Genomic DNA, 25,972 nt, shown 5'->3' with positions numbered 1-25,972 from the left:
GCTGTCGCCGGCGCGCTGGCGGCAGTGGCGCCGCGCCACTCCTTCACGCCGCCGTGGCCGGCGCAGGCGCCCTGCTTGGTGGCGCCGAAGTAATTGCTGCCGTCCTTGCAGATGCCAGTGGGCGCCTGCGCCGCCGGCGCGGTCTGCGCGCGCGCCAGCAGCGGCACGCCGACGCACACGGCGGCGGCCAGCAGCATGGGCAGGCCCAGGCGCATGAACAAGGCTTGCCCGGGGGGGCGGGCGGAGACAGCGACTGCGGACTTCGTGGCTTTCGTGGCGGGCATGACGGGCTCCTGCAGTGACAATGCCATTGGGAACATCGAAAACGACAACCAGAAACAACCAGAACGAAACGACCGCGGCCGCGATCGGGGARACGGCGGCGCCGGGCACGCGCAGCCGCCATCTGCCCGGCAGGCAATACTCCACTCAACGGCCCGTGGCACGCTTGCGTTGACGCCGGGCCGATGTGGTGCCGGCTGCCCCCGCCGCAAGGCGCGCCGTTTGTGCAATGCGCTACAGTGTCAGGCATGTCCGGCCGCGGCCGGAGGCTCACCACGCTCCTGCGATGACGCTACTGAACAGACCGTCGACAACGATCGCCATGCGGCTGCTGGCGGCATGGTGGCTGACGCTGGCCGGTGCCTGGCTCGCGCCAGCGGCGAGCGCCGCCCCCGGCCTGGCCGCGCTGCAAGCGGCCGTGACGGCCGCGCCGGCCTCGCAGCCCGCGGCCAGCGAGCCACTCGCGCAGTCGCTCGACCAGGTCATCACGACGCTGCAGAGCGACAAGGACCGCAAGGCGCTGGTCGAGCAGTTGCAGACGCTGCGCAAGGGGGTGGGCGCCAGCGATGCGTCGGCGCCGAAGCCCGGCCTGCTGGGCGCGCTGGCGGAGGCGGTCGACCATCTCGACAACAAGCTGCGCAAGGACATGGGCCCATGGCACTACTGGCGCTGGCGCGCCGAATTCGCCGTCGAAGAGTGGCGCATGGCGCTCACGGTCAATGGCAGCCGGCCCGCCTCGCAGTCGCTCAGGGAATTCGGCGCGGTGCTGGCAGCGTGGTTCCTGGCCGGCTGGCTGCTGTGGGAGACCGGCAAGCGCGTGCGCCACCGGCTGGTGCAGCACACCCCGCGCGCCGAACTGCCGGCGGTGCCATCCTGGATGGACGTGGGGCTCTACATGCTGCGCCGGGTGATTCCGTGGGTGCTGGCCCTGGGCCTGGCCATGCTGCTCTCGGTCAGCGTCTTCAACCGCTCGCCGGCAAGCATGGCCGGCATGGTGATCGCCTATTCGGTGGCGGCCGGCGCGGTGCTCGGCGCGGTGTGCCAGGTCATCTTCGCGCTGTTCAGCTCGGCCCATCGCGCCCGCGCGGTGCGCGAACTGCTGCGGCATTCGCGCGGCCTGCTGTTCGCCACCGGCGCACTTGCGGCGCTGGGCGACGTGGCCACCGACGCGCGCGTGGTCGCCTCGCTCGGCACCAACCTGTCGGCGCTGGTCTCCACCGTGGCCAATATCGCCGCGGCCCTGCTGATCGGCTGCTTCACGCTGCGCTTTCGCCGCCAGATCGGCCAGCTCATCACCAACCGCCCGCTTGCGTTCCGCCAGGCGTATCCGGGGGTGGCCGACCTGCTGCGCCTGATCGGGGCCACCTGGCACTTGCCGGTGCTGGCGGTGGTGGTGGCCTCGGTGGCCGGCACGCTGCTGGCCACCGGCAATGCCGACATCTTCCTGCGGCGCACCGTGGCCTCGGTGGCGCTGTTCGTCGCCGCCCTGCTGCTGACGCTGGTGAGCGGGCGCTCGCCCAAGTCTACCCGCCGCGCGCCGCGCTTTCGCGACCGCCAGCGCTCGGCCTATGTGGCGCGCTTCGGGCGCTTCGCCAAGGCGGTGGTGCGGGTGGTGATCTGGTTCGCGTACTTCGAGCTGGGCAGCCGCATCTGGGGCACCTCGCTACTGTCGATCATGGAATCATCGCCGGTGGGCCGGCGCATCGGCGAAGCGGTGTTCAGCGTGACCGCCACGGTGCTGCTGGCGTGGCTGGTCTGGCTGCTGATCGATACCGCCATCACGCAGACGCTGACGCCCGCGCACGGACGCGGGCCGGCGCCGAGCCTGCGCGCCAAGACCATCCTGCCGCTGGTGCGCAACGCCTTGTTCGTGGCGCTGCTGGTGATCACGCTGATCGTGGTGCTGGCCAACCTCGGCGTCAACGTGACGCCGCTGCTGGCCGGCGCCGGCGTGGTCGGCCTGGCGATCGGCTTCGGCGCGCAGAGCCTGGTGCAGGACCTGATCACCGGCCTGTTCATCGTGGTGGAAGACTCCATCGCCATCGGTGATTCGGTGGAGCTGCCCGACCACGCCGGCACGGTGGAGGCCATGACCATCCGCACCGTCAAGCTGCGCGACGGCAAGGGCGCGCTGCACGTGCTGCCGTACAGCCAGATCAAGGCCATCAAGAACCTGTCGCGCGGCTACGCCTTCGCGGTCTTCAATATCGGCGTGGCCTACGGCAGCGATCTCGATCGCGCCATGGAACTGATCCGCGAAACCGGCAACGAGGTCTCGCGCGATTTCCGCTATGCGCGCAACCTGCTGTCCGGGCTCGACATCCTCGGCCTGGACCGCTTCGATCCCGGCGGCTCGGTGGTGCTGGCCCAGTTCAAGACGCGGCCGCTGACGCAGGCGGAAATCACGCGCGCCTTCAATGTCCGCCTCAAGCGCAAGTTCGACCAGAACGGCATCAGCATGGCTACCCAGCGCGTGACGGTGCAGGTCGATGGCGCAGCGCCGGCGCGCGCCCAGGCTGCGCAGGCCGGCGCGGCCGCCGCCGCGCTGCCGGCGAGCGCACCCGGGAATGGCTGAGCGCCGGGCCGGGCTTCGCGTGTACGCAGAAACGGGTACGGTCCGTGCCCCATGTTACGCCGAAGATACATTTCAGCGCTGAAAAATTCATATGCATCGGGGAAACAACATTCGCAATTTGCGAAGTTATGCACCGATGCGCATAATGCCGCTACGCGGTAACGCGGGCAGCCCGGATTTCGCCATGTGCGGCGGGCCGATCCCGTCCGGTGGCGATGGCCACAGTGAAGCCGGCCGACACGAGCCAGCCGTACCAGCAAACCAAAAATAATAGCGAGTACTTGGCAGAACTGGCGCAAGCCACCGGGGAGAAACACCATGGGCGAACATCCGTCGGCGGATGAAGATCTTCACCGCCTGATCGATTCGATCTACGAGTCCGCGCTCGACGTCACGGCCATGCCGCAGGCGCTCGACCTCTTCTCGCGCTACACCGGCACCGAGAGCCCGCATTACCTGGTCTGGGACAAGGTGGCCGGGCGCGCGCGGCTCGGCGTGACCCCGCACGGCTGCTTCTCGGCGCAGGGCGCRCATATCCCCGAAGACCTGCGCGCGCTGGCCACCCTGCCGTCGCACGCACTGGCCGGCGCCCATGCCGGCGGCCCCATGGAGGACGCATCGCACTACGCGCACGGCGCCGACCTCGAACGCGGCGTACGCCTGCTCGATACCGAAGAGGTGTGCGTGCTGATGGGCGGATCGGGCGACGGCCAGTCCCCGGATATCCGCTTCGACGGCATGGAAGGCTCCGCGCACCGCCGCAGCCGCCTGGCCCGCGTGCTGCCGCACTGGGCCCGCGCCGCGCGCATGCAGCAGCGCAATGCCGAACTGAGCGGCCTGGCGGCGCTCGGCCTGGCCGGGCTCGATACGCTCGACTTCGGCGTGATGGTGCTGCAGGCCGACATGCGCGTGCGCTACGCCAATATCTGGGCGGAGGCGCTGGTGCAGGCCGACAGCCAGCTCGCGCTGGACAATGGCGTGCTCCGGCCGCGCGAGCCGGCGCTGCAAGCCACCCTGCACAAGCTGCTCGAACGCGCCATGCAGCCACACGGGCCCGAGCGCGCGGCGGGCTCCTGGATGCATATCACGTCGGGCGGCCAGCCGGTGCCCATCATCGTGTTGCCGCTGGTTTCGCGCCAGCCGGTGGAGGGCCCCTGGCAACTGCCGTTCGCCATGGTGCTGATGGGCAATTCCGAGTCGCGCTCGGTGCTGGACAGCTCGGTGCTGACCTCGCTGTTCGGCCTGTCGCGCAAGGAAAGCCTGGTCGCCATCCGGCTTGCCGCCGGCGAGACCCTCAGCGAGATCGCCGAGCACGAGTTCGTCTCCCCCCACACCGTACGCGTGCATATCCGCGACATCCTGCGCAAGACCGGCACGCATCGCCAGAGCGAGCTGGTGCGGCTGCTGCATCTGCTGCCGGGCGTGGCGCTGGAGCGGGTGGCGCCGGCGCGCGGCGCGCCGCCGGCCTGAGCCCGCGCCCGCCCCGCGCCCGCCCCCTTCCCGGTCACGGCTTCTGCCGGACATCCTCCCCCAAGGCCGCTAAGCCGCGGCTGTCTGCCTCGCCACCGCCATCAGCCGCTGGACCTGCCGGTCGTCGCTGTCGGCGGGCGTGGCCAGCGCGATGCCGATGCGCGCCGACGGACGCGGGCTGCTCAGGCGCAGGAAGCGCACGCGGCGGTTGACATAGCGCGCCGCCACGCTGGGCACCAGCGCCACGCCCAGCCCGCTTTCCACCAGGCTGATGATGGTCTGCACCTGCACCGCTTCCTGCGTCACGCGCGGCACGAAGCCGGCCTGCTGGCACAGCAGCATGGCGATGGCCTGCAGGTTGGGCACATCGGCGCTCGGATGCATGATGAAGGGCTCTGCCGCCAGCGCCTTGAGCGCCACGGTGTCCTGCTGCGCGAATTCGCTGTCGGCCGGTACCGCGGCCACGAACTCGTCGGTCTCCAGCGGCATCAGCGTGTAGCCGCCAGCCTGGAGGATCGGGAAGCGCACCAGCCCGGCATCGAGCTGGTGGCGCTCGAGCCGCTCCAGGATCGACGCCGAGGTGGATTCGTGCAGGATCAGCTCGATACCCGGATGGGCTGCCCGAAAGGCCGGGATCAGCCTGGGCAGCAGCGCATAAGTGGCCGAGCCGACAAAGCCCACCCGCAGCGCGCCGCGTTCGCCATGGGCCGCGGCCACCGCGGCCGCGCGTGCCTGCGCTGCATGGAACAGCGCGCGGCGCGCGTCGTGCAGCGCGGCCTCGCCCGCCTGCGTGAGCCGCACGCCGCGCGACGTGCGCACGAACAGCGGGGTGCCGAGCGAGTCCTCCAGCTTGCGGATCGAGATCGACAGCGGCGGTTGCGCCATGTGCAGGCGCTCGGCCGCGCGGTGGAAGTTGCCGGTCTCGGCGAGAGCGACGAACTGCTGGAGCTGGCGCAGGTCCACGGTGATATCCCAAACGTATCGGATACTAAAAATCTAATATTAGACGCAAAGCTCTCGCCTGATCTACCCTGTTGCCATCCGATGTCGCGCCGGCCGCGCAGGCCTGGCCTGCCGGGCGCCGGGAAAGACACAGAACAGATCAGGAGACCGTCCAGCATGTTGCCTCTCTCAGGCGTGCGCGTGATCGACCTTTCCACGGTCGTGATGGGCCCCTATGCCAGCCAGTGGCTGGCCGACCTGGGCGCCGAAGTGATCAAGGTGGAGCCGCCCGGGGGCGATTCCACGCGGCACACCGGCCCGGCTGCCGAGGACGGCATGTCGGCCATCTTCCTCGGCGTCAACCGCAGCAAGAAAAGCGTGGTGCTCAACCTCAAGCAGCCGGCCGCGCAGGCCGCGCTGGAGCGGCTGCTGGCAAGCGCGGACGTATTCGTGCACAGCATGCGCCCGCAGAAGCTCGCGGGACTGGGGCTGGACCCCGCTGCCGTGATGGCGCGCCATCCCCGCCTGGTCTACGTGAGCCTGCTGGGCTTTGCCGAAGACGGCCCCTACGGCGGCCGCCCGGCCTACGACGACATCATCCAGGGGCTGTCCGGCAACGCCGCCCTGATGGCGGCGCAGACCGGCACCGTGCGCTACTTCCCCACCATCGCCGCCGACAAGACCAGCGGCCTGGTGGCGGCGCTGTCGATCGCGGCGGCGCTGGCCGGGCGCGAGCGCCAGGGCGGCAAGGGCACGCTGGTGGAAGTGCCGATGTTCGAGTCGATGACGGCCTTCAACCTGGTCGAACACCTGTATGGACAGCACTTCGAGCCGCCGCGCGGCCCGACCGGCTATCCGCGCGTGCTGGCCCCGCTGCGCCGGCCTTACCAGACCGCCGACGGCCACGTCTGCATGATGCCGTACACCGATGCGCACTGGCGTGACTTCTTCACCGCCGCCGGCCGCCCGGACCTGGCGGCCGATGCGCGCTTTGCCGGCATCGCCGCGCGCACGCAGCATATCGAGACGCTCTACGAGCTGACCGGCGAGATCGTGCGCGCGCGCACCACCGGCGCGTGGCTGGCGCTGTGCGAGACCCTGCAGATCCCGGTCGCCCGCGTGAATGGGCTGGACGATCTCGTGGACGACCCGCACCTGCAGGCCACCGGATTCTTCGACACGCTGGAGGATCCGGCCATGGGCACGCTACGCTTTCCCGGCGCGCCGGTGCGCTTCGACGGCCAGCGCGCGGTGCCCGGCCTGCCCCCGCGGCTGGGCCAGCATACCCGCGGCCTGCTGGGCGAGGCAGGGCTGAGCGAAACGCAGATCGACGCGCTTGGGCAAGCCGGCGCGGCATACTGCGCGCCGGCCGCCGAGGCCTGAGAATCCGGCGCCCGGATCATGGCAGAGACCCTGAACGCAAGCCCGGAAGCGGTGCCGGACAGCACAGTTCCATCTTCCGCTCCATCCACTCCTAACATAAAGGATGCCGGCCACACGGGCCGGCCATCACCAGGAGACGCCGTGCCGCATACCCACTACCCCCGCCTCGGCCAGGGCTTTTACTGGCAGGACATCAAGGAAGGCCAGACCTTCGAGACCTTCCGCCGCACCGTGACCGAGACCGACCTGGTCAACTTCATCTCGGTCACCGGCATGCTGGAAGCCATCTTCATCGAAAAGGGCTACGAGGGCAGCGCCATCCAGGGACGGCCGGTGCCGGCCGCGCTCACCTATGCGCTGATCGAGGGCTTCATCCTGCAGACCATGATCCAGGGCACCGGACTGGCCATGCTCGAGCTGACCCAGAAGATCCTGGCGCCTGTGGTGGTGGGCGACACGATCTGGGCCACGGTCACGGTGGGCGACATCCGCCCCACCTCGCGCAGCGGGCGCGCGGTGGTGGACTCGGCCATCGAGGTATTCAACCAGCGCAACGAGCTGGTCATGAAGTACACCGCCAGGCGCCTGCTGGCGGGGCGATAGCGGCCAAACCGGAGGAGACAGAGTGAAAAAACAAGACAAAGAAACGAGCAATTGCACCGGCACCGGCACCGGCACCGGCATCGGCGGCAAGCCGGCACGTCCCGCGCGCGGCCTGCCGCCGCTCCTGCCGGTCCTCCTGGCGCTTGGCCTGGCCGCCGGGCCGGCCTGCGCGGCAACGGACTACCCCGCGCACCCGGTCAGGCTGGTGGTGCCGTTCCCGCCGGGCGGGCCGACCGACCTGGTGTCGCGCGTCATCGCCAGGAAGATGTCGGACGAACTGGGCCAGCAGGTGCTGGTGGACAACCGGCCGGGCGCCAACGGCAATATCGCCGCCGAGCTGGTCGCCAAGTCGCCGGCGGACGGCTACACGGTGCTCTACAACACCTCGTCGATCGCGCTGAGCCCGGCGCTGTACAAGAAGCTGTCCTACGACGTGAAGCGCGACTTCGCCCCGGTGGCGATGACGGCGATGGTGCCGCTGGTGCTCGAAGTCAACGCGCAGGTACCGGCCGCCAACCTCGGCGAGTTCATCCACTACCTGAAAGCCAACCCGGGCAAGCTGACCTATGGCTCGGCCGGCAACGGCAACGTGACCCACCTCGCCGCCTTCCTGTTCCTGCAGGCCAACGGGCTGTCGGCGGTGCACGCGCCGTACAAGGGCAGCGCGCCGGCGCTGACCGACCTGGCCGGCGGCCAGGTGCAGTTCATGACCGACACCATCAACTCCTCGCTGCCGTTCATCCGCGACAAGCGCATGAAGGCGCTGGCGGTGACCAGCATGTCGCGCAGCTCGCAGTTGCCCGACGTGCCGACCGTGGCCGAGACCGTGATGCCGGGCTTCGAAGTGGGCGCGTGGCAGGGCATGCTGGTGCCGGCCAGGACCCCGGCCGAGGTGGTGCGCAAGCTCAACGCCGCCACGCAGCAGGCCCTGGCCGCGCCCGATGTGCGCGCCAGCCTGGCGGCGCAGGGCGCCGAGCCGCGCGGCAGCAGCCCGGACGCCTACGGCCGCTACCTGGCCCAGGAGATCGACCGCTGGCAGAAGGTGGTGAAGGATTCCGGCGTGACGCTGGACTGACCCGCCGCCTGGCCAGCCGCCAGCCGCATCCCCGGAGATTCGCTTTGACTTCCCTGATCGACACGTTCCAGCTTACCGCCCTGCCCGCGGCCGCCGCCGCCTTCCGGCAAGAGGTGAAGGCGTTCCTGACTGAGCACCTGCCCCCGCTGCCACCCGAGACGCGGGCGCGCTCGTGGATGGGCTTCAACGCCGATTTCAGCCGTGCGCTGGCGCGGCGAGGCTGGGTGGGCATCACGCTGCCCGCGCAATACGGCGGCGCCGGGCTCGACCCGTTCTCGCGCTTCGTGCTGGTGGAGGAGCTGCTGGCCTGCGGCGCGCCGGTCTCTGCACACTGGATTGCCGACCGCCAGAGCGGGCCGCTGATCCTGCGCTACGGCAGCGATGCGCAGAAGCGTTTCTACCTGCCCCGCATCTGCCGCGGCGAGGCCTTCTTCTGCATCGGCATGAGCGAGCCCAATGCCGGCTCGGACCTGGCCAGCGTGGCTACGCGCGCGCTGCCGCAGGAGGATGGCACGTGGCGCCTGAACGGACGCAAGATCTGGACGACCAATGCCGACCGCTGCCATTACATGCTGGCGCTGGTGCGCACCTCGGGCAGCGCGGAAGACCGCCAGCGCGGCCTGTCGCAGGTCATCGTGGACCTGTCCGCCCCGGGCGTGACGGTGCGGCCCATCCACGACCTGGCAGGCGACGCGCATTTCTCGGAGGTCAGCTTCGACGACGTGCTGTTGCCGGCCGGCGCGCTGGTCGGCAAGGAAGGCAGCGGCTGGGAGCAGGTCAATGCCGAGCTGGCCTTCGAGCGTAGCGGACCCGAGCGCCTGTACTCCAGCGTGGTGCTGCTCGATACCTGGATCGCCGCGCTGCGGCGCGCGCCGGCCGCCCGGCGCGACACCGTCACCATCGGCCGGCTGGCCGCGCGGCTGGCCGTGCTGCGCACCATGTCGCTGGCGGTCACCGCGCGGCTGGCGGCGGGCGAAAGCCCGGTGGTGGAAGCCGCGCTGGTCAAGGACCTCGGCACCGGATTCGAGCAGTCCATCCCCGCGCTGGCGGAAGCCGCCCTCGGCGACGACCCGCACCTGGCCGCCGACGCCGAGCTGTACCGCACCCTGGCCTACGTCAGCCAGGTGGCACCGTCCTATTCGCTGCGCGGCGGCACGCGCGAGATCCTGCGCGGCATGATCGCCCGGGGCCTTGGCCTGCGCTGATACGGAGTTCCCACATGCATAACGCTTATTCCGACGCGCTCGAAGCCCTGCTGCGCGACTGTTGTACCCCCGCCGTGGTGCGCGCCGTGGAACGCGGCGGCGATCCGCAGCCGCTCTGGCAGGCGCTGCAGGAAAGTGGCTTCGCCGATTGCCTGCTGCCCGAGGAGGCCGGCAGCGCCGGCCTGCCGCTGGCGGAACTGGCGCCGGTGCTGTTCGCGCTGGGACGCCACGCGCTGCCGCTGCCGCTGGGCCAGACCCTGTTCGCACGCGCGCTGCTGCACGCCGCGGGGCGCGCGGTGCCCGCCGGCCCGATTGCGCTGGCGAGCTTCGACGGCGATGAGGCGCAGACCACGCTGGTCGCCGGCGGCGCGCCGGCGGCGTGGTTCCTGGTGCAGGAAGGCGCGCGCTGCGTACTGCTGCCGCGCGCGCAGGCGCAAGTGCGCGCCACCGGCGCCCATGCCGACCTGACCGTGATCCTGCCGCGACCCGCGCCGCAAGGGCCGGACGCCTTCATGCTGCCGGCCGGCGCCCTGCGCGAGATCGGCGCCTGCGTGCACGCCGCGCAGATGGCCGGCGCGATGTCCCATGTGTTCGACATCACGCTGCGATACGCCAACGACCGCCAGCAGTTCGGCCGCGCCATCGGCAAGTTCCAGGCCATCCAGCATCAGATCAGCGTCATGGCCGAGCATGTCGGCGCCGCGCGCATGGCCGCGCAACTGGCCTGCGCGGGCGGCGGACAGGACAATGCGTGGCGACCGGACCCGCTGCGCGCCGCCATCGGCAAGCTCAACGCCAGCGAAGCCGTCACGCCGGTGGCCGCCATCGCCCATGCCGTGCACGGCGCGATCGGCATCACCGAGGAATACGACCTGCAGCTCTACACCCGCCGCCTGCATGCCTGGCGGCTGGCGGACGGCACGGAAACCTACTGGGGCCGGGTGGTCGGAGAGGCGGTGTGCGCCGCCCCCGGCGATGGCGTGGTCGCGCTCGCGCGGCGCTGGAGCACGGACGCAGCCTAGCTCGCAACCGCCATGGGCCCGCGCGGCCAAGGTGCGCGAAAATGCCCGCCGGAGGCCGCGCCCAGGCGCATCCTGCCCGGCGGCGCCGGCCCGGCGCCAGTCCGGGAAAGCCGGGCCTGCGTGTGTCCTTTCCCATCGCCCGCATGGCCAAGACCGCAGAATCAGAGTACCTCCTACACTACAGTGAGATTCGAGGAAGTAACGCAGTGCGCCGGCCGATGAAAGGATAAGTCGCCGGCATCCTTGCGGTGCCCGCTCCGGCGACGTTGTTCCGATCCACCCGAGATTCGGTGTCTGCCCGCAACCGGGATACGGAGGCTGATGTGTCGACAATCCAAGCAAGCCTTGCCGGCGCCGCGTATTGCCGCCGCTGGCGGTCTGCCGCCATTGCGCTGCTTAGCCCGATCGTGGCCGCGATGGCTTTCCTGCTGGCGCCGCAAGCGCGCGCCCAGACGCCTTCGCCGGCGCCGGAATGGCAGTATTCGGTCGGCATCCCGCTGGAAAAGATGTTCGAGCCGGAAACGCCGACATGGGCGGTGCGCATCGGCGCGGCCGCCATCTATCGCCCGCGCTATGACGGCGCCTCGAACTACTACGTGCTGGGCGGTCCCTCCCTGGACGTGCGCTATCGCGACCTGTTCTTCGCATCCACCGGCGAGGGCATCGGTGTCAACCTCGTCAGCACGCCAAACTGGCGTGCCGGCCTGGCCATCTCCTACAACATCGGCCGGCGCGAGGCTGACGATCACGATCACCTGCGCGGCATGGGCAACATCAACTTTGCGCCCGAGGCCAAGGTGTTCGTCGACTACGTGGTTTCGAAGGAATTCCCGCTGGTGATCCGCGCCAATATCCGGCGCGCCATGGGCGGGGCCGACGGCTGGACCGGCGACGTCGGCGCCTATCTGCCGCTGCCGGGCAGCTCCGAGAAGTTCTATTGGTTCATCGGGCCTACCATGAGCTTCGCGGACTCGCGCTACATGAACACCTGGTTCGGCGTCAGCGCAGAGCAGTCGGCGCGCTCCGGCTATGCCCAGCATCAAGCCGGCGCGGGCATCAAGTCCTATGGCGCCGGCCTGAGCGCGATGTGGTTCTTCCACAAGCACTGGTTCATCACGAGCGACGTCAGCGTGTCGCAGCTGGTGGGCAGCGCCGCCAGCAGTCCGGTCGTGCAGCGCGCCACCAGCTTCTCGGGAGATATGTCGTTCAACTATCAGTTCTGAGCACTCCGGGGCGTTCCGGGCGCCCGCGCCGGCTTTCGCCGGCATTGCCACGCGGCGCAGGTCGCGCTGGCGGGGCCGGGCGGGCCCGGCCCGCCCGTGCGATGCTCAGGCCGCCTTGCGGTGCCTGCGTTCGGGCTTGCACTCGTACTTGGATTCGCGCCGGCCGTCTTCGTAGGCCACCTCCAGCCGCACCGTGAAGCCCCACAGCCGCGTCACGTGGCGGATCACCTCGTCGAAGTTCTGCGCCAGCGGACGGCGGTCGTTCTGCAGGTGCCGCAGCGTCAGCGAGCGGTCGCCGCCGACATCCACATTGGTAATCTGGATGTTCGGCTCCATGTTCGACAGGTCGTACTGGTTGGCCAGCAGCTGCCGGATATTGCGATAGCCCTCGTCGTTATGGATGGCGGTCACGCGCAGCTTGCCTTCGCGGTCGTCGTCGAGCACCGAGAACAGCTTGAGCTCGCGGATCACGCGTGGCGACAGGAACTGCAGCAGGAAGCTCTCGTCCTTGAAGTTGCGCATGGCGAAGTCGAGCGTCTTGCGCCAGTCGCTGCCGGCGAACTCCGGCGCCCAGCGGTAATCTTCCTCGGTCGGGTTCTCGCACATGCGGCGCAGGTCCTGGAATATCAGGAAACCGACCGTGTACGGATTCAGGCCGCTGTAGTACGGGCTGTTGTACGGCGGCTGGTAGATCACGTTGGTATGCGCCTGCAGCAACTCCATCATGAAGGCGTCGTTGACCAGGCCCTCCTCGTAGAGCTGGTGCAGGATGGTGTAGTGCCAGAACGTGGCCCAGCCTTCGTTCATGACCTTGGTCTGGCGCTGCGGGTAGAAGTACTGCGCGATCTTGCGCACGATGCGCACGATCTCGCGCTGCCAGGGTGCGAGCTTCGGCGCATTCTTCTCGATGAAGTACAGCAGGTTCTCCTGCGGCTCTGGCGGAAAGGACGGTTCCCGCTCAAAGGCGTCGTCGTCTTCGAGCGCGTGCGCGCGGTGCTTCGGCAGCGTGCGCCACAGATCGTTGACCTGCGTCTGCAGGTAGCTTTCGCGCTCGTTCTGGCGCGCCTGCTCTTCGGTGATGGAGAGCTTCTTGGGCCGCTTGTAGCGGTCCACGCCGTAGTTCTGCAGGGCGTGGCAGGAATCCAGCAGCAGCTCCACCTCCTGCTCGCCATAGCGCTGCTCGCACTCGGCCACGTAGTTCTTGGCGAACAGCAGGTAATCGATGATGGCGTCCGCATTGGTCCAGGTGCGGAACAGGTAGTTGCCCTTGAAGAAAGAGTTGTGGCCATAGCAGGCGTGCGCGATGGTCAGCGCCTGCATGGGCATGGTGTTCTCTTCCATCAGGTAGGCGATGCACGGATTCGAGTTGATGACGATCTCGTACGCCAGCCCCATGTGGCCGCGCTGGTAGCTGCGCTCCGATGCGAGGAAATGCTTGCCGTAGGACCAGTGGCTGTAGCCAACCGGCAGGCCGGACGATGCGTAGGCATCGAGCATCTGTTCGGCGGTGATGATTTCTACCTGGTTGGGATAAGTATCCAGGCCGAAGTCGCCTGCGATGCGGGCGATTTCGCGGTCATAGCGGTTGATCAGCTCGAAGGTCCACTCCGAGCCGGTAGACAGATATGCCATTTACGACCCCCGTTGCGGGTGAAGGGTGCGCCCGCGTCTTGCTCAACTGGAACCAGTGCCGCTGCCCGCAGGGCGGGAGACGGGCACGTTCGCCGCCGGCATGCTCCGCGTCAGCGGCTCGCAGGCCAGGCCGCCTTCTTCTGGAACAGGTCGTGCAGCACGGGATAGATCTCCTCCGCCCCGATGATGCGCTGCATGGCGAAGTTCTCGTACCGGTCCCTGACCATCAGATACTCTTCCCAGAGATTCTGCGGTTCCTCCGAAGCCACCTCCACATAGGCGTAGTACTGCACCAGTGGCAGGATGGACTCGCGCAGCAGGCGCCCGCACAACTCCGAATCGCCCGCCCAGTTGTCGCCGTCGGATGCCTGCGCCACGTAGATATTCCACTGGCTGGCCGGATAGCGGTCGTGGATCACCTCGACCATCAGCTTGAGCGCGCTGGATACAACCGTACCACCGGATTCGCGCGAATGGAAGAAGTCCTCCTCGTTGACTTCCTTGGCCACCRTGTGATGGCGGATGAACACCACGTCGATGCGCTCGTAGTTGCGCTTGAGGAAAAGGTACAAGAGCATGAAGAAGCGCTTGGCGAGATCCTTGCGGCTCTCGTCCATCGAGCCGGACACGTCCATCAGGCAGAACATGACCGCCTGCGCCTGCGGCCGCTTCTTCAGCACGCGGTTGTTGTAGCGCAGGTCGAGCTTCTCGATGAAGGGCACGCGCTCCACGCAGGCGCGCAGGTGACGCATCTCCTTCATCATCTCGAGCGCGCGCGCCGAGTACGGCCCGTCCTGTTCCAGTACCTCGCCGTACTCCCGCTCGAGCACGTCGAGCTTTTTCTGGTAAGGGCTGGACAGCGCGATGCGGCGCCCGAGCGAGCTGCGCATGGTGCGCAGGATGGAAAGGTTGGAAGGCGTGCCGTCGATGGAAAAGCCGGCGCGCACCTTGCGGACCTCGGCGATCTTGGCAAGGTGGCGCTTGGCCATGTCCGGCAGCGCCATGTCCTCGAAGAAGAAATTGAGGAAATCCTCGCGCGACAGGGTGAAGACGAAATCGTCCTCGCCCTCGCCCGAGTCGCTGGCCTTCGAGCCGCCCCCGCCGCCGCCTTGCTGCTGGCGGTCGAAGCTGTCCCCCCGGATGAACTTCTTGTTGCCCGGGTGGATCCACTCCCGCCGGCCGCCCTGGCCGTGGTGGAAGGCGGGTTCGGAGATGTCCTTGACCGGAATGGACACCTGGCCGCTCTGCTCGATGTCCATGATCTTCCGGCCGGACACCGCCTTCGCTACCGCCTGGCGTATCTGTTCGCGGTAGCGTTTGATGAAGCGTTGCTGGTTGACGGCACTCTTGTTGCCGCCGTTCTCGCGCCGATCGATGACCGTGGCCATATGCATGCCCTCTTGGAGAGGCCTCGTCCAGGCGCCGTTACGATGATTTTCTGACGCGCAAATACCACTCCACAAGTAGGCGGACCTGCTTCGCCGTGTAGCCCTTCTCAACCATGCGGTTGACGAAGTTCGCGTGCTTGTCCTGGTCCTCGCGGGAGGACTTGGCGTTGAACGAGATCACGGGCAGCAAGTCTTCGGTGGTGGAGAACATGCGCTTCTCGATCACCATGCGCAGCTTCTCGTAGCTGGTCCACGCAGGATTCTTCCCCGCGTTGTTGGCCCGCGCGCGCAGCACGAAGTTGACGATCTCGTTGCGGAAGTCCTTGGGATTGGATATCCCCGCGGGCTTCTCCACTTTCTCGAGTTCGTCGTTCAGTGCGTTGCGGTCGAGAATCTCTCCGGTATTCGGGTCGCGATATTCCTGGTCCTGTATCCAGAGGTCGGCGAACACCACGTAGCGATCAAAGATGTTCTGTCCATACTCGGAATACGACTCGAGGTAGGCGGTCTGGATCTCCTTGCCGATGAACTCCACGAACGGCGTGGTCAGGTACTCCTTGATGTACGACAGCAGCTTGGCTTCCTGTTCCGGCGGGAACTGCTCGCGCTCGATCTGCTGTTCGAGCACGTAGAGCAGGTGCACCGGATTGGCGGCCACCTCGGTGTTGTCGAAGTTGAAGACCTTGGACAGGACCTTGAACGCGAAGCGCGTGGACAGGCCGTTCATGCCTTCGTCGATGCCGGCGTAGTCGCGGTACTCCTGGTACGACTTTGCCTTCGGGTCGACGTCCTTCAGGCTTTCGCCGTCATACACCCGCATCTTGGAGAAGATGTTCGAATTCTCCGGCTCCTTGATGCGCGTGAGCACGGCGAACTGCCCCATCATCTTCAGGGTGTTGGGCGCGCACGGCGCGGCCGACAGCGAACTGCTGCGCAGCAGCTTGTCGTAGATCTTCACCTCGTCCGACACGCGCAGGCAATACGGCACCTTTACGATGTAGATACGGTCGAGGAAAGCCTCGTTGTTCTTGTCGGCCTTGAAGGTCTGCCACTCGGCTTCGTTCGAGTGCGCCAGGATGACGCCGTCGAACGGGATCGCGCCGAAGCCCTCGGTACCCTTGTAGTTGCCTTCCTGCGTCGCGGTCAGCAGCGGGTGCAGGACCTTGATGGGCGCCTTGAACATTTCCACGAACTCGAGCAGCCCGCGGTTGGCCAGGCACAGCCCGCCGGAATACGAGTAAGCGTCCGGATCATCCTGCGGGAAATCCTCGAGCTTGCGGATATCGACCTTGCCGACCAGCGAGGAGATGTCCTGGTTGTTCTCGTCGCCCGGCTCCGTCTTGGAGATGGCGATCTGCGAAAGCACGGAGGGCCGCAGCTTGACCACGCGGAAGCGCGTGATGTCGCCGTTGAACTCGTGCAGGCGCTTGACCGCCCAGGGCGAGGCGATGGTGTTGATATAGCGTACGGGAATGCCGTAGTCCTCTTCCAGGATCTTGCCGTCTTCCTCGGGCGAGAACAGCCCGAGCGGAGATTCATGGATGGGCGAGCCCTGCAAGGCGTAGATGGGAATCTGCTCCATCAAGGCCTTGAGTTTCTCCGCCAGCGAGGACTTGCCCCCGCCGGGAGGGCCGAGCAGGTAGAGGATCTGCTTGCGTTCCTCGAGGCCTTGCGCGGCATGCTTGAAGAAGGCGACGATCTGCTCGATCGTGTCCTCCATGCCGTAGAACTCGCGGAAGGCCGGATAGATCCTAATGACCTTGTTGAAGAACAGGCGGGACAGCCGCGGGTCGTGGTGGGTATCCACCAGTTCGGGCTGGCCGATGGCGGCGAGCATGCGCTCGGCCGCGGTCGCGTAGGCGGAAGGATCCTTCTTGCAGATATCCAGATACTCCTGGATGCTGTATTCCTCTTCCTTGCGAGCTTCGAAGCGTGTGGCGAAGTGGCCGAAAATGTCCATACCTCACTCCCGTCAGATTCCCGTCCGAGGCGAAGGCACAACCGCTACATCCAAAGATCCCGCGCCAGCGATTTGCGGCTCCGCCACCCCGGCTTGGCGGTGCTGGCCATGTTGCGAGGCCTTTACTTCATCATAGTCAAATAACGGCGAAGGCTGAGAGCCGGTTGACGAACTTTGCAACTGCGTCTGCAACTGGTTTTGCAAGCGCGCAACAGAGGTTTCGACTCACCGTACCGCTGCTCCAGGCCCCACTCGCGACGGGCATTTGGACCATGTCTTGTGACACACATTACACCTTTCCCGCTCTCCATGCACAGTTGGTTTTGTAACCAGAGGCACGCTCCAGAACCTGCAAGCCGCGCCACACGGGGCATTGCGGGCAGGCCTACAGCCAACGTCCTACGACGTCGGCATGAGGGCCTTGCGCAACCTCCGCGCGCATGCACGCGCCGCACTGCGCATGTGGCCACACAGGTGGCCACACAAGCCGCCACATCGGCGGCCACATGCGCGCGTCACAGCGTGCGCGCCACCAGCTCCTTCATGATCTCGTTGGAGCCGCCGTAGATCTTGCTCACGCGTGCGTTGGCGTACATTCGCGCGATCGGGTACTCCAGCATGTAGCCGTAGCCGCCATGCAGCTGCAGGCATTCGTCGATGATTTCGCAGTTCTTCTGCGAGCACCACCACTTGGCCATGGCCGCGGTGGGCGCATCGAGTTCGCCCGCGAGCAGGCGCATCATGCAATCGTCGACGAAGGTCGCGGCAATGGTTGCCTCGGTCTTGCACTCCGCCAGCTTGAAGCGCGTGTTCTGCATATCGATCAGCGGTTTTCCGAACACCTGGCGCTCGCGCACATACTCCGTCGTCAGCTCGATGGCGCGCTGCATGCTCGCCACCGCGCCGAGCGCGATGATCATGCGTTCCTGCGGCAACTGCTGCATCAACTGATAGAAGCCCTGTCCCTCCTCTGCACCAAGCAGGTTTTCCACCGGCACGCAGACATCGTCGAAGAACAGCTCCGCGGTGTCCTGCCCTTTCTGTCCGATTTTTTCCAGGATGCGGCCGCGCCTGAAGCCTGCCAGGTCACGGGTCTCGACCATGATGAGCGAGACCCCGCGCGAGCCGGCTTCGGCATCGGTCTTGGCCACTACGCAGATCAGGTCGGCGTGGTAGCCGTTCGTAATAAAGGTCTTTGCACCGTTGATGCGATAGATGTCTCCGTTCTGGTTCTTTTCACGCACCGCGCGGGTGCGTACTGACTTGAGGTCGGACCCCGCGCCGGGCTCCGACATGGCGATGGCGGCCACCATGGCGCCAGAAGCCATCTGCGGCAGCCATTTGCGCTTCTGCGCCTCGGTGCCGTAGTTGAGCAAGTAATGGGCCACGATGCCGCTGTGCACGCCATTGCCAAGGCTGGTGGCAATGGCACGGGCCATTTCGTTACAGATTACGGCCTCGTGAGCAAAGTTCCCGCCGCCGCCGCCGTACTCCTCGGGAATGCTGGCGCACAGCAGGCCGACTTCCCCGGCCCGGTTCCAGACCTCGCGGTCGATATAGCCGCGCTCGGCCCAGCGCGCTTCGTTCGGCACCAGCTCGCGCTCGACGAAACGCCGCACGGTGTCCTGAAACATCGTCAGCTCTTCGTTCATCCAGGGCACCTTGCGTGCCGCCATCGCCGTATTCTTGTCCGTGGCTTTCATATTGGTCTTCGTCTCCGAGGGGGATTGGTTCTTCGGCGCGCAGTAATGCGTCGCCATACCTTCTGCGGGCGGTCAGTCCGGCCAGCGATAACGCGGGGGCTGTTTCTCCAGGAATCGCGTGGCGGCCTCCTTGCGGTAGTCGGTGGCGAACGCAATGCCCTGGCCGTCCGCCTCCATCTCCAGCATGCTGTGCAGGTCCTGGTTGAGCGAGGCGTTGAGCGCCTTCTTGGTCAGCGCCACCGCCACCGGCGATGCCTCGGTGAAAGCCGAGGCCAGCGCCAGCGCGCGCGCCTGTAGTGCATCCTCGGGCACGATCTCCATCACGATGCCCTGCTCCAGTGCCGCCTGCGCACTGAGTTCGCGCATCGAGAACATCAGCGCCTTGGCACGCTGCAGGCCGATCATGCGCGGCAGCGTGTAGAACACGCCGCAATCCGGGATCAGGCCCAGCCGCAGGAACGGCAGCCCGAAGCGCGCGCGCGGCGTGGCCAGGATGATGTCGGCCACCAGGGCCAGGCTGAAGCCGGCGCCGTAGGCCGCGCCGTCCACCGCGGCGATGACCGGGCGGTCGAGGTGGATCAGGTCTTCCAGCCAGGGATGGATCGCCGCCAGGCGCTGGCGGCCCTGGTCGGCACTGATGTCGCCCTGCATCGAACTGATGTCGCCGCCCGAGCAGAAGTCCGTGCCCGCGCCGGTGAGGATCAGGGCGCGCACGCTGCTGTCCTGGCGGAGCTGGTGGACCACGTCGCCGATTTCGCGGCGCATGGTGCCGTTAAGCGCGTTCTTGCGCTTCGGGTAGTCCAGGGTCAGGGTGGCAATGCCGTCAGCGACGGCGTAGCGGATGGTCTCCATGGCGGATTCCTTCAGTATCAGACAAGCGATGATGTATCGGATAAGGCGCCCGACGACGGCGCCCGCAGACTTGGCGCGGCCGCTCAGTCGAGCTGGATGTGCGCGTCCTGGACAATGCGCGCCCACTTGGGCGTATCGGTGGCGATCACCGAAGCCAGCTCCTCGGCCGACGATCCCACCGGCTGCAGGCCCATCGCCGCCAGCTTCTGCGAGATCTCGGGCAGGCGCACGATGCGCCCGATCTCGGCCGACATCTTGTTCACCACGTCGCGCGGCGTCTTGGCCGGCAGGAACACGGAGAACCAGCCGCTCGGCTCGAAGCCGGCAAAGCCTGCCTCGGCAAAAGTGGGCACCGCGGGGATGGATTTGTAGCGCTGCGCGCCGGTGATGGCCAGGATCTTGAATTTGCCGCTATTTAAATAGCTGTTCGCGGACGTCACATCGACGAAAGCCGAATCCACCTGCCCGCCCAGCACGTCGCTCATCAGTGGCGCGGCGCCCTTGTACGGGATATGCGCCAGGTCCAGCCCGGCCTGCATCTTGAGCAGTTCGCCGTGCAGGTGCGAGGAAGTGCCGTTGCCGTAGGAACCGTAGCTGAGCTTGCCGGGGCTGGCCTTGGCCAGGGCCACGAACTCCGCCAGGGTGCTGGCCGGCACCCGGTTGGGCACCACGAACAGGTCGGACGACCGCGCCAGCAGCGAGACGGGCTGGAAATCGCGCGCCACGTCGTACGGAATGCGCTTGTACAGGCTCGGAGACTGGATCATGGCGGTGATGCCGAGCAGCACCGTGTAGCCATCCGGAGCCGCCTTGGCGACGATATCGTTGCCCAGCATGCCGCTGGCGCCGGGCTTGTTGTCCACCACCACGGGCTGGCCCCAGGCTTCGGTCAGGCGCTGGCCGATCATGCGCGCCACGGTGTCGGTGCCGCCGCCGGCCGGATACGGCACCACCATGCGGAGGGGCCTGGCCGGGTAGTTGCCCTGCGCCAGCACCGGCAGTTGCCATCCGCCCAGCAGCGCACCGCCACCGAGTGCCGCCGCCTGGCCCAGCCAGGTTCGCCGAGTTGCCTTCATCGTTGTCTCCCCCATTCGTTTCGGTGATCTCTTGTCTTTGCCATGCTTGCCGTACTTGCCGTGCCTGCCTTGTTCCGCCTCAGTCCGGGCCGGAGGCGCCCACGCCCGCGGCGGCGGCCGTGCCGCCTTGCGCTTGTTCCTGCTCCTGCAGCGCCCGCCACTGGATCTTGCCGGTGGCGGACTTGGGCAGCGCATCGACGAAGCTGACGATGCGCGGCACCTTGTAGGCGGCGAGCCGCTCGCGGCACCACGCCATGATCTGTTCGGCGCTGGCCTCGGGCGTGCCGCGCGCGGCGGCCTTGAGCGCGACTACCGCCTTGACCGTCTCGCCGCGGCGCTCGTCGCGCGCGGCGATCACGCAGGCCTCGTGGATGGCCGGATGGCCGTAGAGCAGGTTCTCCACTTCGGCCGGCCAGACCTTGAAGCCGGAGGCGTTGATCATGCGCTTGAGCCGGTCGCGCATGAAGAAATAGCCGTCCGCGTCCATGAAGCCCAGGTCGCCGGTACGCAGGAAGCGCTTGCCCCCGATCTCGATGAACGATTCGGCGTTGGCCTGCGGGTTGCGCCAGTAGCCCAGCATGATCTGCGCGCCGTGCGTGATGATCTCGCCCACTTCGCCCTGCGGCAGCTCGGCCAGCGTATGCGGGTCGATCACGCGCGCGTCCACGCCGAAGGTGGCGATGCCCAGGCATTCGCGCTTGGGCCGGTGGCGCGGGTTGGACAGCAGGAAGGCCGCGCTCTCGGTCAGGCCATAGGCCTCGACATAGGGCAGTCCGAAGCGCTCCTGCAGCATGGTCGCCACCGCGTCGGGCATGGCCGCGCCGCCGCCGCCCAGGTAGGCAAGGCTGGAAAGATCACGCTGCGCGATGTCGGGCTGCGCGAAGAAGTCCACCAGCATGGCCGGCGGCGCGCCCCAGGTGGTGACCTGGTAGCGCTCGATCAGCTCTGCTGCCAGCGCGCGGTCCCAGCGCGGCAGCAGGACGATGGTGGCGCCCAGGTAGAGCGGGGCATGGATGCCGTTCTGCATGCCAAGCAGGTGGAACATCGGCGCCACCGACAGGGTCACGCTGTCGGGACTGGCGCTGCGCCACAGCTGCGAGCCCACGGCCGCGCTCATCAGCGTGCCGTGCGTATGCATGCAGCCCTTCGGGTGGCCGGTGGTGCCGGAGGTATAGGCCAGCATGCACAGGGTGTCGTAGCCGGCCTCGTCCGCGCGCGGGCGATGGCCCGCGGCGTCGGCCTGCATCCATTGCGCGAGCGTGGCGCCGGCGGGCGCGGATGCCGGCAGCGGCGCGCGCTCGTGAAGCCATGCGGGCACCAGCGGGCCGGCGTCGCCGAGCAGGTCGCCGTACTGGTGCACGATCAGATGCGGCAGGCGGGCGCCATGCAACGGTGCGATGCGCGGATACAGCTCGGCCGCGACGAACGCCGCCACCGCCCCACTGTCTTCCACCACATGCTCGAGCTCCGCGGTCAGCCACATCGGATTGGCCGGCACCACCACCGCCCCGGCGCGCAGGATGGCGTAGTAGGCCACGATGAACTGCGGGCAGTTCTGGCTGAACAGCACCACGCGCTCGCCCGCGGCCACGCCGCAGGCGTGCTGCAGGTAGCCCGCCATGCGCTCGATCTGCGCCTGCAGGCTGGCGTAGGTGATGGCGTTGCCGAAATACTGGATCGCGGTCTTGTCCGGATAGCGCCGCGCGGCAACCTCCACGTTGTAGGCCAGGCTGGTGCGCGGCACCCGTACCTGGCCGGGCATGCCGGGCGGCCAGAAGGCAGAGCGGTAGGCGGGAGCGGAGGAAGCGTGCGTGGGAACGGAATCGGCTGGGGTCATCGGAAGACGGGTAAGGGTAAGGCGCCGGCCGCCGCCGGCACGGCGCTAGTCAAGGCGGATATTGCGGGTGCGGATCACCTTGCCCCAGCGGGCATAGTCGCTGCGCATGGTGTCGGCGAAGGCGTCCGGCGTGCTGCCCGAAAGCACCACGCCCATGTCGTTCATGCGCCCGCGCACGGCGGGCAACGCCAGCACGCGGTTGACGTCGGCGGAGAACTTCTCCACCACCGGGCGCGGGGCGGCCGCGGGCAGCAGCAGCCCGAACCAGCCCATCGAATCCATGCCCGCGATGCCGCATTCGCGGAAGGTGGGCACGTCGGGCAGTTGTGGCGCGCGCGCCGGGCCGGTCACCGCCAGCGCGCGCAGGCGGCCCGAGGCCATATGCGGGCGCGCGCCCATCACCGAGATGATGGCCGCCGGCACCTGGCCGCCGAGCAGGTCGTTCAGCTCGGGCGCCTCGCCCTTGTATGAGACATGGGTCATGTCCAGCCCGGCTGCTTCGTTGAAGACCTCGCCGTAGAGATGGCCGCTCGAGCCGGTGCCGAAGGAGCCGTAGTTGAACTGCCGCGGCCTGGACTTCACCAGCGCGATGAACTCGGCCAGCGTGGTGGCCTGCACCGAGTTGTGCACAGCGAACACCAGGCTGGTGGTGCCGAGCTGCGACACCGGGGCGAAATCGCGCACCGGGTCGAACGGCGCCTTGGTGTAGAGGCTGGGCGCCTGGACCAGCGTGGTGATGGTCAGCAGCGCGGTATGGCCATCCGGGTCGGCCTTGGCCACGGCATCCGCGCCGATCATGCCGCTGGCGCCCGGGCRGTTCTCCACCACAATGGGCTTCTGCCACAGCTTGCCGAGCGACTCGCCGACGGCACGCGCCAGCACGTCGGTGGCGCCGCCAGCCGGGTAAGGCACCACCAGGCGGACCGGCTTGGACGGGAAAGCCTGGGCGCGCGCCGGCGCCAGGCCCAGCCCGAGACCGCCGGCGGCGAGGGCGCCGGCGCCGATCTGCTGCAATGCCTTGCGGCGTGTTTGCTGCATCGCTGCTCCTGAATGACGTGCACGGAAATGCGTCCGCGGGGGACGGCGGGAAGGGCGCCGGAGGATGGCGCGCGGCCGATGCTCAGATTGCGCGATGCTGCGCTGCGTGGACAATGACCATTCGGCCCAAAATGATTGGCCGAATCGCTCAGGCAAAAGCCTGCCTTTGGTAAATCCGGATTGTCGGCGCCCGTGGCGTCAGGCTTACTGGCGCCATAGCCGGCAGAGATCCGGCATCGCCAGACGGGTCCGCTTCAGCGGCCATGCCGCGGCGCAACAAAGCGCGCGCATGCCGAAACCGACGGCAACGAGGACGAGGAGACCATGCATATCGTCGCATCCGGCGCGGGCACACCCGCGCCGCTACCCGTTTCGTTCGCGGCACGCCCACGGCTCGACGCCGCCGGGAAGCCCGCGCCGATCGCGCAGCCCACCCGGCATGCCGGCGCGCGGCCCGCCGCGCGCCACACCCATACCATTTCCGTGCTGCAGCTCCAGCAGATCCTGCTGGGCGCGCGCCGCCTCGGCTGCGATATCGACGCCCTGCTGCGTCGCGCCGGGATCTCCCCCGCCCTGCTGCAGTCGGCCAGCGCGCGCGTGACCGAGGACCAGTTCGCCGCGCTGATGCGCAGCATGCGCCGCGTCACCCGCGACGAATTCTGGGGCCTGCTGAACCGGCCGCTCAAGCCGGGCGTGTTCGCCCAGTCATGCCGCGCGCTCATCCATTGCGCCACGCTCGAAGACGCGCTGCGCGTCGGCCTGCAGCAATACCGGCTGCACCTGGATGATTTCGTACCGCGCCTGCAGCAGCACGCCGGCATCGCCACCCTGCTGCTGGTGCCGCGCGCGCCCGCCACGGCGTGCCGCCTGTATGCCGAATCGACCTTCGCCTTCCAGGCCTATGGCGTGGCCAACTGGCTGGTGGCCCAGCGCATCCCGCTGACCGGCGTGGACCTGGCCGCCCCCGCCCCGGAGCGCGGCGGCAGGCCCGCAAAGCGCACCGACACGGAACGCGTGTTCAACACACAGGTCCGCTATGGCCAGCCACATACCGCGCTGCATTTCGACGCCGGCTGGCTGCGCCTGCCGGTGGTGCAGGACGCCGCCAGCTTGCAGGCCTTCCTGCAGGACACGCCGCGCAACCTGCTGACCCGCTACCGCGACGACTCCTGCCTGGCCGAGCGCATCCGCCGGCACCTGCGCTGCCATCTCGACGGCGAACTGCCTTCGCTGGAACAAATGGCCGAAACCCTGCGGCTGACCCCGCAAACCCTGCGCCGCCGGCTGCGCGACGAGGGCCGGGGCTACCAGAGCATCAAGGACAGCCTGCGGCGCGATGCGGCCATCGGCTTCCTGGAGCACACCGACCTGCCACTGCAGCAGGTGGCGCTACGGGTGGGGTTTTCGGAGCCGAGCACGTTCCACCGGGCGTTCAAGAAGTGGACGGGCGTGGCGCCCGGGGAGTATCGGCAGCGGCAGATGATGGGGTGCGCGGCGTAGGGGTTGGCGTTGCTCGGGGAGTGTTAGCTGTGCCTGGCCAGGCTGGGGCATTGCCGTGCCGCGCTGGCATCGACACCGGTCGATTGCCGCATTCAAGTTACGCGACTCGGGACATTGATTGACTTCCTCGCGCTGGCTGCGCCAGAATTCACCCGTCATCACACAATGGTGACCGGGCGTGGAAACCCGAAGAAATGAAAGACGGACAGCCGCATTTGTGGCTTTTTTGTGTCCGATGCGTTCGCGCGCGCCTACAATCCCGAGGCGGGCCGGGCGAGGCAGCCTTCGGGCTGGCCGGTTGCTTTCATTCCCCGGTATTTCCACCCTCGCTGCGGGCCCGCCACCCTCACGTGGAAATGAGCGGCGGGCCTTTCGATGGAATGAAAGGAGCCTGAAATGCCGAACACCGCCGCTCGCTCAGAGCAATCCACCGTTAATCCCGCGACACCGGCCTTGGCTATTTCCCGCCAATCACCCTTGATCGCCGAACTGATCGAACTCACCTTTCCCGCCGACACACCGGACAAGCTCCGAGTGCAGGAGCTCGCTTACCAACTGGACGAACTCCGAGACAGTATTCACGGCGCGGCGGCAGATGGCTGCGATACCTTGTTGCGCGTCAGCGCCGCCCTGGGCGCAGTGCTGCAATTATTGGATGGCGACAACGCTTCCTCCTTGGAGGCTCATGGCATCCATTGCCTGCTAGCACCGCTTAAGCAGCAACTGGACGGTGCCGTGAGCCGAGTACAGGGGATGATCTAGAAATTGAGGCGGAGTGAGGTTTACGTGATCGCTCACGCCGGCGCTCTCGTCGATCCCTCCCCTGCTTGCGGGAGAGGGATCGACGATCTTTATTAAGAAAAAATCAAAATCAACATCTAAATCAAAGTCAACATCTAAATCAAAGTCAACATCTAAATCAAAGTCAACATCTAAATCAAAGTCAACGTCAACGGCTTTCGCTCCCCCGGAGCGACCTACTTTCTTTTCCCCGAAAAGAAAGTAGGCAAAGAAAGCGGGCTGCCTGGCCGGCAGGGGCAGAAACGTTGGGGTTTCCTGTTATGGTGGTTTCGTCGTGGGGCCTGCGGTTCTGCTGGCATCCTGCCGTTACCGGTTTTGGCGGCCACTATCCAGCAAGCGACGCTGGATTCGTGGTGGCGCTGCATGATGGCGTTGGTCCAGGTGATTCAAGCTGCTGCCGCGACC

20 protein-coding genes are annotated in these 25,972 nt (G+C 67.3%); 10 read left to right on the top strand and 10 right to left on the bottom strand.

Features of this window, described 5'->3' with window-relative positions:
• Positions 1-284: DUF3761 domain-containing protein (locus tag AC1DK4_RS36580; RefSeq protein ID WP_477132131.1), on the bottom strand; the 284-nt coding region annotated here is incomplete at its 3' end.
• 284 nt (positions 285-568) lie between these two features.
• Here AC1DK4_RS36580 and AC1DK4_RS36575 point away from each other — a divergent pair.
• Positions 569-2,857, top strand: a complete 2,289-nt coding sequence (locus AC1DK4_RS36575) for a mechanosensitive ion channel family protein (RefSeq protein ID WP_441643508.1) — start codon at positions 569-571, stop codon at positions 2,855-2,857.
• Positions 2,858-3,175: 318 nt separating this feature from the next.
• The gene (locus AC1DK4_RS36570) at positions 3,176-4,327 is read left to right on the top strand and encodes a helix-turn-helix transcriptional regulator (protein ID WP_441622267.1); all 1,152 of its coding nucleotides are present in this window, start codon (positions 3,176-3,178) and stop codon (positions 4,325-4,327) included.
• A gap of 69 nt (positions 4,328-4,396) precedes the next feature.
• On the opposite strand, the gene AC1DK4_RS36565 is transcribed toward AC1DK4_RS36570, so the two are convergent.
• Positions 4,397-5,290, bottom strand: coding sequence for a LysR family transcriptional regulator (locus AC1DK4_RS36565; RefSeq protein WP_441622265.1), 894 nt, complete (start codon positions 5,288-5,290; stop codon positions 4,397-4,399).
• A 156-nt stretch (positions 5,291-5,446) separates the two neighbouring features.
• Between AC1DK4_RS36565 and AC1DK4_RS36560 the strand changes: the two genes are divergently transcribed.
• From AC1DK4_RS36560 to AC1DK4_RS36535, 6 genes are all read left to right on the top strand, one after another.
• Positions 5,447-6,652 carry a CaiB/BaiF CoA transferase family protein gene (locus tag AC1DK4_RS36560; protein WP_441650075.1) on the top strand — a complete coding sequence of 402 codons (1,206 nt, stop codon included), beginning with the start codon at positions 5,447-5,449 and terminating at the stop codon, positions 6,650-6,652.
• 141 nt (positions 6,653-6,793) lie between these two features.
• A complete protein-coding gene (locus tag AC1DK4_RS36555; protein ID WP_441622261.1) occupies positions 6,794-7,255 on the top strand; it encodes a MaoC family dehydratase in 462 nt (153 codons plus the stop codon).
• A gap of 124 nt (positions 7,256-7,379) precedes the next feature.
• The gene (locus tag AC1DK4_RS36550) at positions 7,380-8,330 is read left to right on the top strand and encodes a Bug family tripartite tricarboxylate transporter substrate binding protein (protein WP_441622281.1); all 951 of its coding nucleotides are present in this window, start codon (positions 7,380-7,382) and stop codon (positions 8,328-8,330) included.
• A gap of 44 nt (positions 8,331-8,374) precedes the next feature.
• A complete protein-coding gene (locus AC1DK4_RS36545; RefSeq protein WP_441622259.1) occupies positions 8,375-9,535 on the top strand; it encodes an acyl-CoA dehydrogenase family protein in 1,161 nt (386 codons plus the stop codon).
• A 14-nt stretch (positions 9,536-9,549) separates the two neighbouring features.
• Positions 9,550-10,557, top strand: a complete 1,008-nt coding sequence (locus AC1DK4_RS36540; protein ID WP_441650073.1) for an acyl-CoA dehydrogenase family protein — start codon at positions 9,550-9,552, stop codon at positions 10,555-10,557.
• Positions 10,558-10,880: 323 nt separating this feature from the next.
• Positions 10,881-11,780 (top strand): MipA/OmpV family protein, encoded by a 900-nt coding sequence (locus tag AC1DK4_RS36535; RefSeq protein ID WP_441650072.1) that lies wholly within the window; start codon positions 10,881-10,883, stop codon positions 11,778-11,780.
• A gap of 105 nt (positions 11,781-11,885) precedes the next feature.
• Here the strand turns inward: AC1DK4_RS36535 and AC1DK4_RS36530 are convergent, their stop codons facing one another.
• The 8 genes from AC1DK4_RS36530 to AC1DK4_RS36495 all read right to left on the bottom strand — a co-directional run bounded on the left by AC1DK4_RS36530 (position 11,886) and on the right by AC1DK4_RS36495 (position 23,266).
• Positions 11,886-13,412 carry a SpoVR family protein gene (locus tag AC1DK4_RS36530; RefSeq protein ID WP_441622253.1) on the bottom strand — a complete coding sequence of 509 codons (1,527 nt, stop codon included), beginning with the start codon at positions 13,410-13,412 and terminating at the stop codon, positions 11,886-11,888.
• A gap of 110 nt (positions 13,413-13,522) precedes the next feature.
• Positions 13,523-14,800, bottom strand: coding sequence for a YeaH/YhbH family protein (locus tag AC1DK4_RS36525; RefSeq protein ID WP_477132130.1), 1,278 nt, complete (start codon positions 14,798-14,800; stop codon positions 13,523-13,525).
• A gap of 37 nt (positions 14,801-14,837) precedes the next feature.
• Entirely contained in the window at positions 14,838-16,760 is a 1,923-nt protein-coding gene (locus AC1DK4_RS36520) for a PrkA family serine protein kinase (RefSeq protein ID WP_441622249.1), read from the bottom strand.
• A gap of 515 nt (positions 16,761-17,275) precedes the next feature.
• The gene (locus AC1DK4_RS36515; RefSeq protein ID WP_441622279.1) at positions 17,276-18,436 is read right to left on the bottom strand and encodes an acyl-CoA dehydrogenase family protein; all 1,161 of its coding nucleotides are present in this window, start codon (positions 18,434-18,436) and stop codon (positions 17,276-17,278) included.
• A 99-nt stretch (positions 18,437-18,535) separates the two neighbouring features.
• Entirely contained in the window at positions 18,536-19,315 is a 780-nt protein-coding gene (locus tag AC1DK4_RS36510; RefSeq protein ID WP_441622247.1) for an enoyl-CoA hydratase/isomerase family protein, read from the bottom strand.
• An 83-nt stretch (positions 19,316-19,398) separates the two neighbouring features.
• Positions 19,399-20,391: a tripartite tricarboxylate transporter substrate binding protein gene (locus AC1DK4_RS36505; RefSeq protein WP_441622245.1), complete on the bottom strand. Its 993-nt coding sequence runs from the start codon at positions 20,389-20,391 to the stop codon at positions 19,399-19,401.
• A gap of 79 nt (positions 20,392-20,470) precedes the next feature.
• Positions 20,471-22,228: a long-chain fatty acid--CoA ligase gene (locus AC1DK4_RS36500; RefSeq protein WP_441622243.1), complete on the bottom strand. Its 1,758-nt coding sequence runs from the start codon at positions 22,226-22,228 to the stop codon at positions 20,471-20,473.
• Positions 22,229-22,273: 45 nt separating this feature from the next.
• A complete protein-coding gene (locus tag AC1DK4_RS36495; protein ID WP_477132129.1) occupies positions 22,274-23,266 on the bottom strand; it encodes a tripartite tricarboxylate transporter substrate binding protein in 993 nt (330 codons plus the stop codon).
• 324 nt (positions 23,267-23,590) lie between these two features.
• Here AC1DK4_RS36495 and AC1DK4_RS36490 point away from each other — a divergent pair, with 324 nt between their 5' ends.
• Positions 23,591-24,766, top strand: coding sequence for an AraC family transcriptional regulator (locus tag AC1DK4_RS36490; protein ID WP_441650071.1), 1,176 nt, complete (start codon positions 23,591-23,593; stop codon positions 24,764-24,766).
• Between the two features lie 396 nt (positions 24,767-25,162).
• Positions 25,163-25,528: a DUF1484 family protein gene (locus tag AC1DK4_RS36485; RefSeq protein ID WP_441650070.1), complete on the top strand. Its 366-nt coding sequence runs from the start codon at positions 25,163-25,165 to the stop codon at positions 25,526-25,528.
• The last annotated feature ends 444 nt before the right edge of the window (positions 25,529-25,972 follow it).

It is taken from the genome of Cupriavidus sp. 05N38, from assembly GCF_056397345.1.
The sequence above is the reverse complement of the archived record's forward strand: the minus strand, read 5'-3'. Positions and strand labels throughout refer to the sequence as shown.